The organism is bacterium, from assembly GCA_021108215.1.
Taxonomy (GTDB): domain Bacteria; phylum Oederibacteriota; class JAAXVQ01; order JAAXVQ01; family JAUVAV01; genus JAIORK01.
Window position 1 is genome coordinate 1 of sequence record JAIORK010000025.1, and the last position, 16423, is coordinate 16423.

General features: G+C 43.5%; 9 protein-coding genes. 4 read left to right on the top strand and 5 right to left on the bottom strand.

The annotated features are described in order from the left end of the window. Nucleotides 1–58: 58 nt before the first annotated feature. Together K8S19_04550 and K8S19_04555 are read right to left on the bottom strand one after the other, a co-directional pair. Nucleotides 59–412: a hypothetical protein gene (locus K8S19_04550; protein MCD4812942.1), complete on the bottom strand. Its 354-nt coding sequence runs from the start codon at nucleotides 410–412 to the stop codon at nucleotides 59–61. Nucleotides 413–728: 316 nt separating this feature from the next. After that, nucleotides 729–2009: a diguanylate cyclase gene (locus K8S19_04555; protein MCD4812943.1), complete on the bottom strand. Its 1281-nt coding sequence runs from the start codon at nucleotides 2007–2009 to the stop codon at nucleotides 729–731. A gap of 188 nt (nucleotides 2010–2197) precedes the next feature. Between K8S19_04555 and K8S19_04560 the strand changes: the two genes are divergently transcribed. Next, entirely contained in the window at nucleotides 2198–3061 is an 864-nt protein-coding gene (locus tag K8S19_04560; GenBank protein ID MCD4812944.1) for a glycosyltransferase family 2 protein, read from the top strand. 36 nt (nucleotides 3062–3097) lie between these two features. Beyond that, a complete protein-coding gene (locus K8S19_04565; GenBank protein MCD4812945.1) occupies nucleotides 3098–4021 on the top strand; it encodes a radical SAM protein in 924 nt (307 codons plus the stop codon). 35 nt (nucleotides 4022–4056) lie between these two features. Here K8S19_04565 and K8S19_04570 read toward each other — a convergent pair whose 3' ends face one another. From K8S19_04570 to K8S19_04580, 3 genes are all read right to left on the bottom strand, one after another. Further along, complete coding sequence (locus K8S19_04570) at nucleotides 4057–5463, bottom strand: hypothetical protein (GenBank protein MCD4812946.1); 1407 nt, start codon at nucleotides 5461–5463, stop codon at nucleotides 4057–4059. Nucleotides 5464–6113: 650 nt separating this feature from the next. Then, nucleotides 6114–8276, bottom strand: a complete 2163-nt coding sequence (locus tag K8S19_04575; GenBank protein MCD4812947.1) for a hypothetical protein — start codon at nucleotides 8274–8276, stop codon at nucleotides 6114–6116. A 46-nt stretch (nucleotides 8277–8322) separates the two neighbouring features. After that, on the bottom strand, nucleotides 8323–9054 hold the full coding sequence (locus tag K8S19_04580) for a class I SAM-dependent methyltransferase (protein MCD4812948.1): 732 nt from the start codon (nucleotides 9052–9054) through the stop codon (nucleotides 8323–8325). A gap of 393 nt (nucleotides 9055–9447) precedes the next feature. On the opposite strand from K8S19_04580, the gene K8S19_04585 reads away from it, so the two are divergent. Both K8S19_04585 and K8S19_04590 read left to right on the top strand, forming a co-directional pair. After that, a complete protein-coding gene (locus K8S19_04585) occupies nucleotides 9448–11238 on the top strand; it encodes a B12-binding domain-containing radical SAM protein (GenBank protein MCD4812949.1) in 1791 nt (596 codons plus the stop codon). Continuing rightward, entirely contained in the window at nucleotides 11235–16196 is a 4962-nt protein-coding gene (locus K8S19_04590; protein ID MCD4812950.1) for a glycoside hydrolase family 99-like domain-containing protein, read from the top strand. The genes K8S19_04585 and K8S19_04590 overlap by 4 nt, the downstream gene beginning before the upstream one ends. The last annotated feature ends 227 nt before the right edge of the window (nucleotides 16197–16423 follow it).

Here is a 16423-nt window from a genome sequence, read left to right on the forward strand (position 1 = left end):
ATTATCAGTTTTCTTGAGTCGAGGGACTCTTTTTTATCCCAATTTGTCGCACTTGTAATTACAATTCACATTTTCCGGAGAGCAGGGCAATGGTTGTTTTTAGCTGCGATTCCAGCGCGGTTAGATCTTGGAGCAAAGTGGCTGGGCTGGAACCAGGCAGGGTGCTTAGGGACAGCAATTTTTTGGCCTTACCAATCACGCAGATGGCTTTTTCATAGAGGGCCTTTTTTGCTTCCGGAGATTTCACAGAGCAAGCATGCATAATGATTCGCGCGATTCGGGAGGGAAATTCGTCCATAGCATATAATCCGGGGTTGCCTTTTTTTCTGCCAAATACCGGGGATCGACGGATTTGCAAGAGCGTTTTTTGGGAATTGCGCTTCGGATCATTCAAAGGTTTTTTGGGGGACATGGTTTTACCTCCTGATGGGTTGGACTGGAAAAACAGGAAATCCATGCAAAAATTTTTTTTTATTATTCTTGTCCAAATTAAGTAATACAGTACGTAATAATGCCGGTCAGAATACCTATTTTTAAAGAAAAAAAACGCATCAGCAATAAGGGTATAGTCAAAGTGGGTAATATCGTCAAAGCTTGCCTGATCGTGTGTTGACAATACCGGTTTTTCTTTAAAAATAAGCATTCTGACCGGTTTGGCAACAGGATGCGTTATGAATTAAGACGGCAGTATTTTTTGCGAAATTTACAGGGAATTAAGCGGGATGAGATTAAATGGCCACGCGGTTGCGGCCGCGTTTTTTGGCCTTGTAAAGTGCCTGGTCTGATTTTTCCAGCAGCGTATCCGGGGACATCACTTTTTTGGAGGGGTAGGAAGCAACGCCCATACTGACAGTGAGGTCTTTGCCCGGCTGTTTTTCTTCCATGGGGAAGATGTGGTTTTTGATGCGCAGGCGCAGGCTCTCGGCCAACCTGACTGCCTCTTCGCGCGAAGTTTCCGGGAGCAGGATGATGAATTCCTCGCCGCCAAAACGCGCCACCATATCCGTCTCGCGGATGGCTTCTTTTAAAATATTAGAGAGCTCTTTGAGCAATAAATCACCCATGGGATGACCGTTGGTATCATTATAATGTTTGAAATGGTCGATATCAATCATGACCAGGGCCAAGGAGCGGTCATACCGTTCGGCACGTTTCATTTCTTCAATGATGGAATTTTTGAAATGCCGGAAATTGAAGAGCCCGGTTTTTTCATCCGTGATGGTCAACGCGGTCAGTTTTTGCCGGTCATGCTTGATATTTTTGGCCATTTCATTGAAGGCGGCCGAGAGCTCGCCGACTTCATCTTGGGAAATCACCGGAACCTGGGTTGCGAAATTTCCGTCGGAAAACTTACGCACGCCTTCCATCAGGCGTTTGATGGGCAGGATGATGTTTTGGTTTAAAATGAAGACCAGGAATGCGGAGGTGAGCGTGACCAGCAGAATGACACCCACGCTTAAGCGCTGGTTGAAGCGCTTGAGCTTGCCGGCCTGCTCCTTGCGTTCTTCCAGACGGCCGGCGGTGAGATTTTCCAGTTGTTGCAAATCAATCAGGATGTCATTGACCGAATTTTCCTGGGAACGGATTTTCTGCTGCAAATCCATATCCACCAGGCCTTGTTCAAATCGTTTGATCTGAAAAGTGACGTGCCTGCTGTATCTTTTAAAATTTTTCTGGATTTTGAGGATGAAATCTTTTTCCCGGTCGCGGACGACACTTTTTTTCGTTGCAGAAAAATAGTCTTTGAATTTACCCCGGGTAATATGAATGATGTTGAGCCAGGGGCTTTCATGGGTTAGCTGATAACGGGAGAGAGCCCAGTCCGTATGGAGCAGGTGTTCCCGCATTTTTTGGATATTATGCGTATTCACCATGTCCTCGTCGATGATCTGGTTGGTCAATTCGACGATTTGTCCGCTATTGCTGTAAATGGTGAAGACCGCGCCGCCGGAGACCAGAATGACGAGAATAAAAGCCAGAAGAATTTTCTGGCGGATGTTGAGCCCCATGCAATATCCTCCGAAAATGAATAAAACCATTGTATTCGAGAGCGGGTCTGCGCGCAAGGGATAAAATCAGCGATGCCTGGCGAAGATGATCATGATGGGAATTGATGGTTGCATCCCGACAGGCGACATGATTAAATTGAAACGCAGCAATTATTTGCAGTGCGGACACCAAGCAGAAGGATGTGGGAATGGAAATTCCAGTTGTTTCAGTTATCATACCCAATTATAATCATGCCCCTTACTTGAAACAACGCATTGAATCGGTGCTGGCACAAACCTATCAAAATTTTGAAGTGATTTTGTTGGATGATGCGTCTATTGACAAGAGCCGGAAGATTATCCGAGTCTATGCCAATCATCCCCGGGTTCGCCATACAGTTTGCAATGAAGAAAATTCCGGTTCGGCATTCCAGCAATGGGTGCGTGGCATGGATTTAGCAGCCGGTAAATATCTTTGGATTGCCGAATCGGATGATTGGGCTGCGCCTGGCTTTTTGGAAAAATTAGTACCACTTTTAGAGACCCATCCCAATGTCGGTGTGGCATATTGTAAATCGTGGATTGTGGATAAAAAAAGTAGGACCATTGGTGATACCAGCGGCTGGACCAAAGATTTGGATGAGAATCGCTGGGAATCTGATTTTATAAATAACGGTCAAGATGAAATAAAAAATTATTTGATTCATAAAAATACTATTCTAAGCGCTTCGGCGGTATTATTCCGGCGTACGGTTTTAGATAAAATAAAGCCAATTGCGACAGATTACAGGCTGTGCGGGGATTGGTTGCACTGGATAAAAATGCTAAGTTGTTCTGATGTGGCCTATGTAGTTGATAAATTGAACTATTGGCGTGAGAACACATCCAACGCGCGCATGAAAAGTCCCGGAACACTGGAATGGCTGGAAGGTGAAGGTGTGCTGCGCCAGGCAGCTGAAATAGCTGAGCTTGATGAACCGGAAACCACCAAAGTTTTGTTTGCTTTTCTGCAGCAATGCTGGCAATGGCAGAAGGATTATATTGATGGTTTGAGTAAAAAAAATATAAAATAAGTTATATTAAATAAAGCTTGTTTGTTGGTGGAAACGATGAAAAAAAAATATCCCTATTTCCTCTATAATATTGACATCACGAATCAGTGCAACTTGCGCTGTCCAACCTGTCCCAATGCTCATTCTACTGAGAGTGATCATCCGCATGGAAATATGTCGATTGAGTTATTTTCGCAAATCCTGGATAAAATCGAGCGGGAATCACCGGGCCAGGCCACGTATCTCTGCCTATTCAATTGGGGAGACCCTTTTATGCATCCGCAACTACCGCAGTTTGTGGAACTGGCGCGGAAACGCGGAATGCCGGCACAAATTTCCACCAATTTGAATTTAGAAAAAAATATCGAGGAAGTCGTTCGGGCGGAACCGCTAAATATCCGAATTTCTTTGTCTGCCTTGGACCAGACAAACTATTATAAAACGCATTATCCGGGAGATGTCAGTAAGGTCATGAGCAATGCCCGGTTTCTTAGGGCGTGTTTGGATAAATATGCCAGTCAGATCCCGGTGCATTTTTATTATCATAAATACCGGCACAATCAGGGTGAAACATTGCAGCGCGCGCAAAAATTTGCGGAGTCTTTGGGCTTTGAATTTAAAACAATAAAGGCCGGTTTTGCACCATTGGAAAAAATGCTGGACATTTTTGAAGGGAATAGTACCAAGCAAGATGAAGCGGTTTTATCAATGCTTTGTTTTTCTCTGGAGGAAGCCCGCGAAAGATCTTTGCTGTTGCGCGGGGAACATCCCGATTGTGTACTCCGCCAATATCAAACGACGATTGATTTTGATGGTGGTGTGGCCAATTGTTGTATTGCTTACGAGCGCAAACATTATTTGCATCCGAATTTTTTAGATCTCGAACATGCTGATTTGCAAACGAAAAAATATAACAGTGAGCTGTGTCGCCGGTGTAGAGCACATGCCGTTGATATTATTTGTTCCACTTTTTTCTTGTGAAAGTATCTGCGGGCTGGATTAAATAATTGTCATTATTATTTGGGCTTTATGCGAGACACTGAGATTGATTTGAAGACATATCTGCCCGGTTTTTCTCCTGGGTCCATTCGCAATCTGCCGATTAATTCATGGTTGGGCAATAAAAAAAATAAATGGTTATTACCGGGAATGATTCTGGTTGAGAGGTTAAAACCATAGTGCGGTTGTTGAACTGTTTGCGGGAAGAGCCTGAATAGTGTCGTGGTCGAACTGTGGATTTCAACTTGTACAATATAATCATGCGCGCTGGACGGGAAATGAAATTTTGGCAACAGGACAACCGGGTCAATATCATGGGTGTTTATTTCCAGCGTTTTTTTATGAAGACTGGCATTGATTGTACATGCGTGACCCTGGAATAGATCAAGCGGGCTGTCATGGAGATTGAAAATAGGCGTGCCCACAGCGGCACTTTTGTTGATTTTCCAAAATTCAAATACCGTCAATCCATCCGTATCAACAATTTTATGGTCCAGAGTATAATCAAGACCGAATTGGTTCAAATAATTAAAAAAAACGCTTCTGATTTTAGGAAAAGCGGATGCCTCTGGACTATGGGTGACAAAATAGTCACCTGTATTGATAGAAACACCTGAAAGTTCATTTGGGAAATTAAAAGTTTCATGAAAACGAGTTTCAGCTAGCAAAGTGATGGCCAACGTATGCATGCCCCAATCCAAAAAGTGAAAATAAATCTGAGGGTGATCTTTTAGATAAGCGAGGAAAGCATCATTGGTGGTGGTGCTGAATATGCGTTCCCAGTTTTTGGTTTGCGGTGCAACATTTTTTATTTTTTTATGAACAATTGTGTTAATGAAAATACCGTAAAGTATCATACCGCCAATTAAAAGACTTGAAAGTGATTTGTGGAAAATGATGTGTTCTTTAATAGCGTGTAAAATATGTATCCAGCTGAGAATTGCAAAGAGAAGCAAGGAAGGGTATAAACAAAAGAAATGCCAGGCATGAATGGCTGCCGGTGTGATGATGATTTGTGTCAGGATTAAACAGGAACTGCAAAATAATAAAATTGCCATAAAATGTGACGGATTGACCGGACGATTTGACCTGCGCGATTTAATCAGATAGGCCGAATAATAAATGAAGCCTGAAAAAAAAGTAATGAAATTGAAATAAAGAAAAGGAATGCTCGGCCCGGGGACGGGATGGCGCAAGAAATTATTATAAATACCGACATTCTGGATGACGTGGGAAATCCCGATTAATTTAGATGGGATGCTTTTCCAAGGCATGGCCGGATCGCTGTTGACTGTAGGATTCAAATTGTTGAGTTTGTAGATCAGAATAAACCAAATGATTGCCAGTAACCAAGTCCCGAGGATGACAAGCAAAGTTTTGCGGTTTTTTGAAAACCAGGCTTTGAAGGATTTTTGGTTGTTCAAAAGAAGTTGCAGCAGTATGAATATTGGTAAAATTGAATTTAAAAACCAAATAAAACTGAGTTTGTTAAACATTCCAAGGATTGACAGGAAAATCAGTGCGACCAATGCGCGCTGCGGATGTTTTTTTAGTGTTATGAGTGCCAGGCAGAGAATGAGTGCGCATCTGACGAAAAATTCAAATACAGTTGGTCCGACATCGAATTTTCCAAACATAGCCAGCGAGGGATTAACACACAAAATAATTAAAACAATGAGCGCTGTGGTTTTGTTGGATAGGTGGGCAATGATTCTGGAAAGGAGGAAAATGGACAGGGCCATTAATAAGAGCGCCGGTACCCGGATTGAATAGTAACTGGGGTCGAAGAAATAAAATGCGATCCAATAGAAATAACTTTTTAAAGCACCAATATAGGGGAAGATCATTGTCGGGATTCCAAGAAATTTGTTCCAGATAAATGAATCATCGATACAGCCTAGCGCAACATTCGCAAACATGAGTTCGTCATAATAAAACGAAGGTAAATTTATTTTGTAAATTCCCCATATAATGAATCCACTGAGAAATAAAATGATTGAACTGATGTAAACCGGGTTGGTTGGGGAACCTGTTAGTTTATTCAGGATGCTCTGAAAAGCAGACTTTACGAAAATCATTGTTTTATCACCAGTTTATGCATCTTTGATTCACTATAATAAAGAAAATCTGCATCCTTAGGGATGCCGTCCGGGAAATGGATGGTGATTTTTTGCAGAGAATTTTGGGTGATGGTGATTTCAGGTGTGCCGGTTAGTTGTTGGAAGTGTGCCTGGGGGTTTTCAAGATGAAGGGTCAGATTATCCGGTGTTTGGGTGATTGTTACCCGGTCACTTAAGTCCAATAAATCAAAGCGTGACAGGATATGGATCTGATCGGGTGTGATCGGAGTAGAGGGCTCATCACCTGTGGATAATAAAGTTGTATAATAGGCATCTTGAAGATCGTCCCATTTTTGTATAAGCCCGGTTTGCGTAAGCTGGATGCGTTTTTTGTTCCATTCTTCAAGTTGCTTAAAAAACGAACTTTTTTGTATTTGCAGAGATACTTGGTTGAGTGCCTGCCATTGTTTTAGTTCGGGCGTTTGCAAACTTTGATTATATTTTAATAATACAGTCTGGAAGAGTTCATAATCGCCGCGATCTTTAATTTCATGTGTTTTTTGATAGAGATATTGATTGTGTTTGAAAGTTTCGGTTTCTGAAATCTGTTTTATATCAGTTTGTAAAATTTGCCATTTCATACCGTCTTTTGATTGTAGTGCTTTTTGATAGTGAGTGCTAATACGCTGCCATTTTTTATAGTCATGACTTTTATGCAAAGTTTGTAAAGCGGCATAGTTTCTATGTAGTTGAGAAGTTTCTTTTTCGTTGGAAAAATAATTTATAACAGCAGGGTCAGTGATTAATTTATGGAAAAATAACATCGTTGGCGGATAGGCCACATGGAACATGTAAGCACCTTGGTAATTGTCCGGTAAGTTAAGGAAGTAGACTTTTTTATGGGAGAGAGTACCAAGCGTTTGATGTATCGCTTGAGATTGTTCGCCGGCAATTATCCAACGCTGGTTGATTGTTTGCAAAAGTACAGCACTGCCGAGAATGAAGCTAAGACTTATGATAATCCAGGTGCGCTTGGCCGGTCCCGTCAAACGGCTGATGAAAAAGGGCAGGCCCATACTGACAAAGACTGTCGGGAAATAGATGTAGCGCTCATTTGTTGAGCTGAATAAAGCGATAGGGAGTGTGGCTGCGGGAAGCCAAGCAAGCAAAAGGCAGAATAATAAATAGAGAAAAAAAACGGTTTCTGATTTGGCAGATGCCAATAATCGCCGGAAGAAGAGGGTGAGTATACCCAGCAGGCTAAGACTAAAGGGAATGATGAAAACAGGTGATGTGATAAATGCAAAATGGGTATAAGGCAGTGTGGGTATGAAACTCCGCCAAATGGTTGCAGTCAAAGAACGTAATGTGTTGAGATTGAAAATATTAAGGTGGTATTCTGTATCATAACCACCAAAGAATTGACCGGACGCCTGATAACGGAGAATAAAATAGGCTCCCAATACAAGTAATACTGATAGAGGCGCAGTACCAATTGCGACAAGTTTTTTTCGATTTGCTTTATTGGACCAAAGCATAGCAATACCTAAAATAATAATATACCCGGGGAAAATCATAGCGATTTCTTTTGATAAAAGCGCAGCAGCAAAGCTTAACAACATGGCTGTCAGGAGTATGCTTTTGGGCTTTAGCAAGTAATGACAGTAGGCAATCAATGACAGCAACATGAAAAATGTAACAAGCAGATCATTACGACCGGCAATCCAGGTGACAGCTTCGGTGTGGTTCGGCATGGCCAGAAAAAGCAATGCCGACAAAAAACAGAGCCAGCCTGAATGGTTGGTATTTACAGCGAATAGTCGTAAGAAAATACGGCATAGCTGAAAGACCAGAAAAGCATTGCTGGCATGGAAAAAAATATTGGTGACATGGTAACCACAGGGATTGAATTTCCAGAGGGAAAGATCCAACTGGTAACTAAATACAATTAAAGGCCGGAAAAAACCATTGGTCCAACTATGAAAAAAACCTTCATGGAACAGTTTCCAAATATAGAGCATGTCATCGGAGAGAAAATAGCTGTTTAATATGCACCAGTAGAATATTATGCCGGATATTAGGAGTGCTGAATAAATCAAGAAATTATATTTTAAAGAGTATGGAGTTGCTTTGAAAAAGTCTATGAGGAATTGAACCCGGGAAATTTGCCTGGTCATCAGAAAAGTACAGACTCCTTAATATGTCGTTGATTCAGTAAAAAAACTATTTTGAATGAAAATCATATAGCGGTGCCAGTTTGGAAACAGCTTTGGCCTCGGCCATAAAGTGACCATTTTCCGAGATTTGCAAAGGGCGTGACCATTTTGAATTTTTCGGTACAGCAATGGAAAAGCAATCAATGAGGCAATCTGAAGGATTGGCCCAGTTGATTAATTCCTGGCTGATGCATTGCAATCCGGTGCTGTCGCAAAAAATGGAGAACTTTTCTGCTGTCATAGTGGTATCGCGCCAGGCCCGTTCAAATTCCGGTTTTTTCAATAAATCCAAGCGGCTTCCCAGGTTGGAATGATGCATAAAAATAGCCCCGTCTTTTTTTAGTTTGTGGCTCAACTGGTCTAAGTATGTTTCTAAAACAGCGTCTTCAGCATGTACCAAGGAGTCGAAGCTAAAGACGAAATCAAGCGAATTATCTTCAATCATATCCAAAGACTTGCCGTCATTAACATGGTAGGTGATATGGGTGTTTTCAGAGAATCGTTTTTGACAGGCCTGAATACATTGTGCAGATAAATCGACCACTGTCAGCTTTTTGCATAAATCCTTTAGAAAGTGGGTCCAGCGTCCATAGCCAGGGGCAATTTCCAGGATGCTGTTTGCTGGAACAAAGGATTGGAGTCGTGGCAACAGTGTAGCAAACCATTCCATGCGGGGCGTGCCCCAGGTCTGGGACCATTCATTGCCTTGTTTTTCCCAGTTATAATTGTTTTGCCACATGGTTTGATTTTCTTCTATTGAGGGCATGGCAGGGTTTTGGCCTTTCCTGTTCTGAAATTTGAAACATCATAACGTATAATAGTAAATTTAACAGCACTAAAAAGTGGTTCCGCTACAAAACATTATTTTACTGTCATTACGAGGAACGATAGTGACGAAGCCCCGACCGGTTGGGGAATCATACGGGACTCCCTGCGGTCGTAATTTTTATTTTATAAGGCTGAAATCAGATTACCACGCTCCCTCCAGTCGCTCGCAATGATTTCTTGGTTTTTTTGCAGCAGAATCATGAGTTGACGCCTGTGGTATTGACCCCTATAATTATTAACTTCAAAAATCGGGTGAGAAAATCGGTTTTTAGGTATGTGAAAGGAAATAATAGGTCGGAGTTGTATGAGAATATTATTTATCCACAGTAATATAGATACTTTTGTATTGCCGCATTTTGTGCCGGGTATTGCCAGTATCGCAGCTGTCCTAAAAAAAGACGGCCATCACGTTACTTTTATGACCCTTCAGGAAGAAATAGCACCGGAAGTGTTTATAAAAAAAGTAGTTGAGCATGCGCCTGATTTAATCGGTTTTTCCACCATGACCAATCAGTGGTCGATTATCCGGCGTTATACCAAGGTGATTAAAGATAAATTGGAACTACCCATCATTCATGGCGGTATTCATGTAACTGTTGCCCAGGAAGCATCAATCGCTTGCCCGGAAATAGATATGATTTGCGTGGGTGAAGGGGAGTACGCTGTTTTAGAGTTGGTCGAACGTTTGGAAAAGAAGCAGTCTTATCATGATATTCAAAATCTCTGGATAAAAAAAGCAGACGGTCAAATCATCAAAAACCCCATGCGTCCTTTAATTGCCGACCTTGATACCCTGCCTTTTGCTGAGCGGGATATGTTTGATTTTCAACGGTTGCTGGAAGAAAATACCATGTCTTCCACAATTTTTATGGCCGGCCGCGGTTGTCCTTTTAAATGTAAGTATTGTGTTAATCATGTATTGCAAAAAAACTATCAGGGCTTGGGACGCTATGTCCGCATGCGGTCAGTGGACCATGTTCTGGAAGAAATCAGCAGCTTAAAACAAAACTATGGAATAAAAGAGATCCTTATTTATGATGATACCTTTACTTACAATCACAAATGGTTGCAGCAATTTTGTGAACGCTATAAAAAAGAGATCAATATTCCTTTTACGGTGAATGTTAGAGTCGACACGATTAATGAGGAAATATTAGAGATGATGCATGCTGCCGGTTGTGAACGCATCATCGCCGGGGTAGAATCCGGCAGTGAGCGCGTTCGGTCTGAAATATTGAATCGGAAAATGAGCAATGAAAAAATTATCGCTATCTATAAAAAAGCCGATGAACTGGGGATGAAGACGACAGCCTATTTTATGGTGGGTCTGCCTACGGAAACGCCAAAAGAAGCTCAGGAATCCATAGATCTTTGTAAAATTATTAAAGCAAATTATTCCCAATGCTCGGTATTTTATCCGTACCCTGGAACTGATCTCTATGACTTGTGTGAACAAAAAGGCTATTTAACCCAGAAAGAAAATGAGGGCACCAATTTTTTTGAGACACATAAGCTGCTCAAATTACCAACTTTTTCTCAGACAGAGATTGAGCAGTATTTCAATGAATTCTGGCGTATGGGTAATAAAATTCGTTCTCAGAAGGAAACCAAGGGGGTTATTGATTTTTTAGTGGCGTTTGATAAAGCCCGGGTTAAAGCAGAGGCTGGAAATGTCCGGTTTTCCGAGATGACGGTAAAGGGGGATAATCGATTGGTGCTTTTTGCGCATCCGGAATCAACAATCAGTTATGATGTTGATCTGCCGGAAAATGCCGGATTGATATTTGGGATCGCACTTTCGCCCCAGGTTTGGGATCCAACCAAAGGCGAAGGTGTTGTGTATAAAATTATTCTGGAAAACGAAAAAGGAAAACAGGTTTTGTTTTCCAGGTATCTCGATCCCAAGAACAATTCGGAAGACCGTAGGTGGCATGATATGAATTTACTCTTACCGGAAGGCGCTGTGGGTCAGGGTATTCTGCATTTTATTACCACCACTCCGTCGGGCCGGACCGGCTATTACGGCTGGTCGAATTGGTCCCGTCCCTACATCTATCTGCTTTCATCCCCAATTCAAACCGCGAGTGCGACATGATGCGGACTGATTGCGATCCGGTTTTTTATCAACTCCCTGATGATTTTTGGCGTTGGTGTATGCGCCAGCCGCTCGAGGATGCTATCCGACAGGTTTTTTATTTTCCGGATGCGCATGCAGAGATTATTCAGAAAAAATATTATACGCGTTTTGGTAATGATGCCATTGAACATGTTTCGCAGTTTTATATTCTTGCAAAGAAGTATTTGCGGGAATTGGACCTTGCGTTGGTCGACCGGGACCAGCATGTGCTTGATTTTGCCTGTGGCTGGGGCGGGGTAACACGATTTTTAGTGAAAGATATCCATTGCGCGAATATTATGGCGGTTGATCCTGAGGCGGATGCGATTCAAGTCTGCCATCAGGCCCGTCTTCCGGTGGAATGCATCCAGATTCCGAAATCAGCACCATTGCGTTTGGTGGTGGATGGGTCATTGGATGTCATTTTTGCGTATTCCATTTCAAACCGGTTGTCACCCGAAGAATTGGAAATTTGGCTGGGTGAATGGGAACGGATGTTAAAACCGGGCGGTGTGATTTGTTTGAGTCTTGCTGCAAATCAAAAACCGGTCATGTCACAGGAAATGACAATGACGTCGCTGGAACAGATCAGAAAAATAGCCGGTTCGTTTGCCTATACGCAATATACGGCAGCCAATACGCTGGCGGAGTTTGATCAGGATATGGTTGTGTTGCAAAAAGCAAACGGGGTTGTTGCACCGATTGCTGTCACACCGGAATCCGTGGATGGTGGGGATGCACCATCTTTGGAATTGGCGTGGACAGGTGAACGCTTGGTGCCGCCGATGAGAGGTCAGATTGCGATGGAACACCTCCATCGCTATGCATTGGCGGTGGAATGCGCCGAAGGCAAACAGGTGCTGGACATTGCCTGCGGGGAAGGCTATGGCAGCAAACTATTGGCGCAAAAAGCCGCCCATGTGATCGGGATTGATATTAATGAAGAAGTGGTTAAGCACGCGGAGGCAAAGTATGGCAATGCTCAGTGTCAATTTAAAATAGGGTCAGGTGAGTTGATTCCGCTGACGGATCATTCAGTTGATTTGGCGGTTTCTTTTGAGACGATTGAGCATGTGGACAATTATCGTAAATTTGTATCTGAATTGAAAAGGTGTCTCAAACCGAATGGGATGTTGATCATCTCATCCCCGGATAAAATTCCGTTTAATCAACGTAACAAAGAAACCAATCCCTATCATGTCCATGAAATGAAACATGTTGAGTTTGTTCGGCTTTTGGAAGAGGAATTTCGGTATTGTGTTATTGCCCGGCAGCGTATGAGTGGACAAGTATCAATTATTGCCCCGGACCATCAGGATGGCGTTATCCAATTTGGTGTATCCCAAGGGGGGTATACGGAGACTTCTTTTTTGCCGGGTGTATCTGACGGCATTTTTTCTATTGCTGTATGTTCCGATGTGGAGATGGAAACACTCCCGATGGGTGTTTTTGAAGGAATACCGGAGATTCAGGATGATGAGAGAAAAGGGTATCGCGTATGTGCTGAATTGGATGTTTTGGCTATGCAAACACTCCTGGGACTCATTAAAGATTTTTTGCCGGATTCGTTGGTTGCTCGTGTCGGTCGTTTGGAAGATGAGCTGAAAGAAAATCAAACAGAGCTTGTGTTCCTGCGGCGTGAATACCATCGGTTGGAAGAAAAAAAGAAGCAACAGTTGGCAGCACTTGCACATGAACAGGCAGCCTTGCAATTAAAACATGCTGAACAGATCAGGCAGCTGGAATTATCACAGCACCAGTACACGACCTTGCAATTAAAACATGCTGAACAGACCAGGCAGCTGGAAGCTGAGCAAAAAACTAGCAGCCAGGTGACCATGCAGCTCAATGAGAGTCGCCGTCAGACGACGCGCATGGAAAACATGAGAAGTGTTGCTGCAAGTCAGCGACAGATCATGCGGCAACGCGTTGAAAAAAGGCAACAGGATTTAATTCACGCGTACAACCGGGCGTATAGTTTTCGCGGTGTTTTAGAAGGGATCAAAAAAGCGATTATCCGGAAGGTTGTGAAACTCAACCGCAGCTTTACCGTTTTATCCGGTCAGGCCGGTTTTCATCCCGTCGCTGCTGTGGTCGCAACAATTACAGGGTGGGTTCTAAAGCGATGGCAGTTGCGTAAGAAAAATATAATTATCATTGAAGACAGTAATTTATTTGATCAAACCTATTATGCAGAACAAAATAAAGATATTGATTTTGAAAAAGAAAATCCCATCATTCATTTTTTGCGAGAAGGTGCTGCAGACGGTAAAAATCCGAATCACTATTTTAACACGCATGATTATCTGAAAAACAATCAGGATGTGGCTGTGTTGGGGATTAATCCGCTTCTTCATTTTATAACCTTAGGTGCAAGACAGGAACGTGATCCGGGACCGGGCTTCAATACCTTGCATTATCTAGAACACAATTCTGATGTGGCACAATCTGATATGGCGCCTTTTTTGCACTATTATTTTTTTGGCAAAAATGAAAAACGTTCTCCTGTAAGTGGTCATGGTTCAGGAACGCCGGGCGATTATCAATCGTCATCGAAAAATGAAATGCCCGACAATCAGCGGTTTACCGATGATTGTCTTATTGAAAAAGATCCGGAACAGTTTACCAAAAAGAGAGCAACCGGCAATTGGAAAGAGATGAATGTAGACTATCCTGCTGATGTTCAACTGATTGCTTTTTATTTGCCTCAGTATCATCCGATTCCGGAGAATGATGAATGGTGGGGATGCGGTTTTACAGAATGGGAAAATGTGGTCAAGGCGAAGCCGTTGTTTCCTGGACATCATCAGCCCCATCTGCCGGCGGATCTGGGTTTTTATGATTTGCGCATTCCCGAGGTTCGTGAAAAACAGGCAGACATGGCCAGGTCATTCGGTATCCATGGTTTTTGTTATTACTATTACTGGTTTAATGGGCGGCGTATTTTGGAACGTCCGCTCCAGGAAGTTCTGGAAAGCGGCCGGCCTGATTTCCCCTTTTGTATTTGTTGGGCCAATGAAAACTGGACCCGTGTCTGGGATGGACAGGAAAAGCATATTTTGCTCGAACAAACACATTCATTAAAATCAGACATTGCTTTCATTCATGATGTGCTCCCGGTTTTGCAGGACTGCCGCTATATCCGGTTTCAGGGAAAACCGGTTTTGTTGGTCTACCGCGTAGACAAATTGAAAAATCCGGTCAAAACCTGTCAGGCATGGCGCGAGGTGTGCGCGCAAGCAGGTATCGGGGAGATTCATCTTTGTGCGGTAAAGTTTGAGTCGTTTAAAGACCCGCGTCCGTGGGGATTTGACGCCTTTGTGGAGTTTCCTCCCAATAGTTTTTATTCACCCAATATTGCATCCCAAATTTCAGGTTTGGATAAAAAATTCACCGGGCGGGTTGCGGATTACCGCGATATGGTCCATCACTCACTCCAGGTTCCGGCGACTGAGTATGGTTATCACCGCGGTGTCATGCTGCAGTGGGACAATTCACCGCGCCGCCGGTATCAGAGCATCCTCTATCAACACGCCACACCGGAGAATTACGAACAATGGCTGGCCGGTCATGTCCAACAATCCCGTTCCGCTTCCCGGGACGAATCCATGGTTTTTATCAATGCCTGGAATGAGTGGGGTGAGGGTTCTCATCTGGAGCCGGACCAAAAATATGGTTATGCTTTTTTAGAGGCCACCAGTCGCGCATTGTTACAACCGGCACAAACCGGGGATGCGCCGGATAAGCCGGGTCCGGTGGATGTGGAAATCAAACAGAAAAATACAGATGAATATTTGGCGCAACCCGATAAATCAGGTCTGGTATTGATTGTCCATGACGCACTCTATTATGGTGTGCAATACCATGCCCTGGCCTTGGCCCGGACAATTTACGAACAATTTCCCCGACCGCTTTTTATCGTACTTAAAAAAGGCGGCGGTCTGGAAAAAGAATTCAATAAATGGGGAACGGTGTTCAATCTGGAAAAGGAGCAATCCATGCGGGGCTCGGAGGAGTCCGCCTTGGCCGCCATTTGGCAGCAACTGGAATCAGCAAATGTGACACAGGCATTAGCTTGCACGGTGGTAGCCGGTGATGTTTCCCGTTATTTGAAGCAGCGCGGTCTTGCGGTGGTGACATTGGTAAATGAATTGCCCACCACGATTGAATCCAATGGTTACCAACAGCTATTGGCACAAACCATTCAGGCTTCGGACAAACTGGTTTTTCCGGCGCGCAATGTGCGGGATGCCTGCATGCGGGCATTTGGACTTGAATCGCAGCAATGCCTGATCCGGCCTCAGGGGGTTTTATCACCCAATCCCTACTTGCAGCAGCGCTTGGAAGCCAAGCAGGCAATTTGTCGCAGACATGGATTGGATGAGCATGCGCGTATTATTGTGAATTGTGCGTCCGGCGGCATCCGCAAGGGTCCGGATTTGTTTCTTGCGGTTGCGAAGCAAATTTTGACTGGACCGGAAAAAGAAGATATTCATTTTATTTGGGTAGGTGATCTGGCAGATGAGGTCCGGGCCTGGTGTGAACATGATTTAGAGAAAATGAGCGCAAAGAAAAATATTCACTTTGTTGGTTTTCAAAAGGACGTGGCACAGTATATGGCGGCGAGTGAACTCTTTTTGCTGACTTCACGGGAAGATCCGTTTCCCAATGTGATGCTCTCGGCCATGGAGGCCGGACTACCGGTGCTGGCGTTTGCCAACAGCGGCGGGGCGGATGAATTGCTCACGGAGGACACTGGCGTGTTGGTGTCCTATTTGGATACACCGGCGATGGCAGGTGCTGTGCTTGATTTATTGAATGATGCTGAAAAACGGCGGCATATTGGGAAACAGGCGGCGCAATGGGTGACGAGGCATCATCAGTTTGAGGATTATACAGCGTATTTGTTAGGATTGTTTGAGGGTATAGCATTATAGCATCTTAGTCTTATAAATAGGTGTTAGCTTGCACAAGCTATTGATCGCGTGTACTCCTAGCACGAACATGATGGACAACCCTGTCCGGCAATTATGGAATAGGTTTACCTGTGTGCATGATTGCTCTCCTGTGCAGCTAATGGGCAGCAATGATGAACGGGGATTTGAAAAAAAAGTTTCAGGTATAGTTTGAGTGATTGTGCAAATAAGCTGCCAAACCCTTCGCT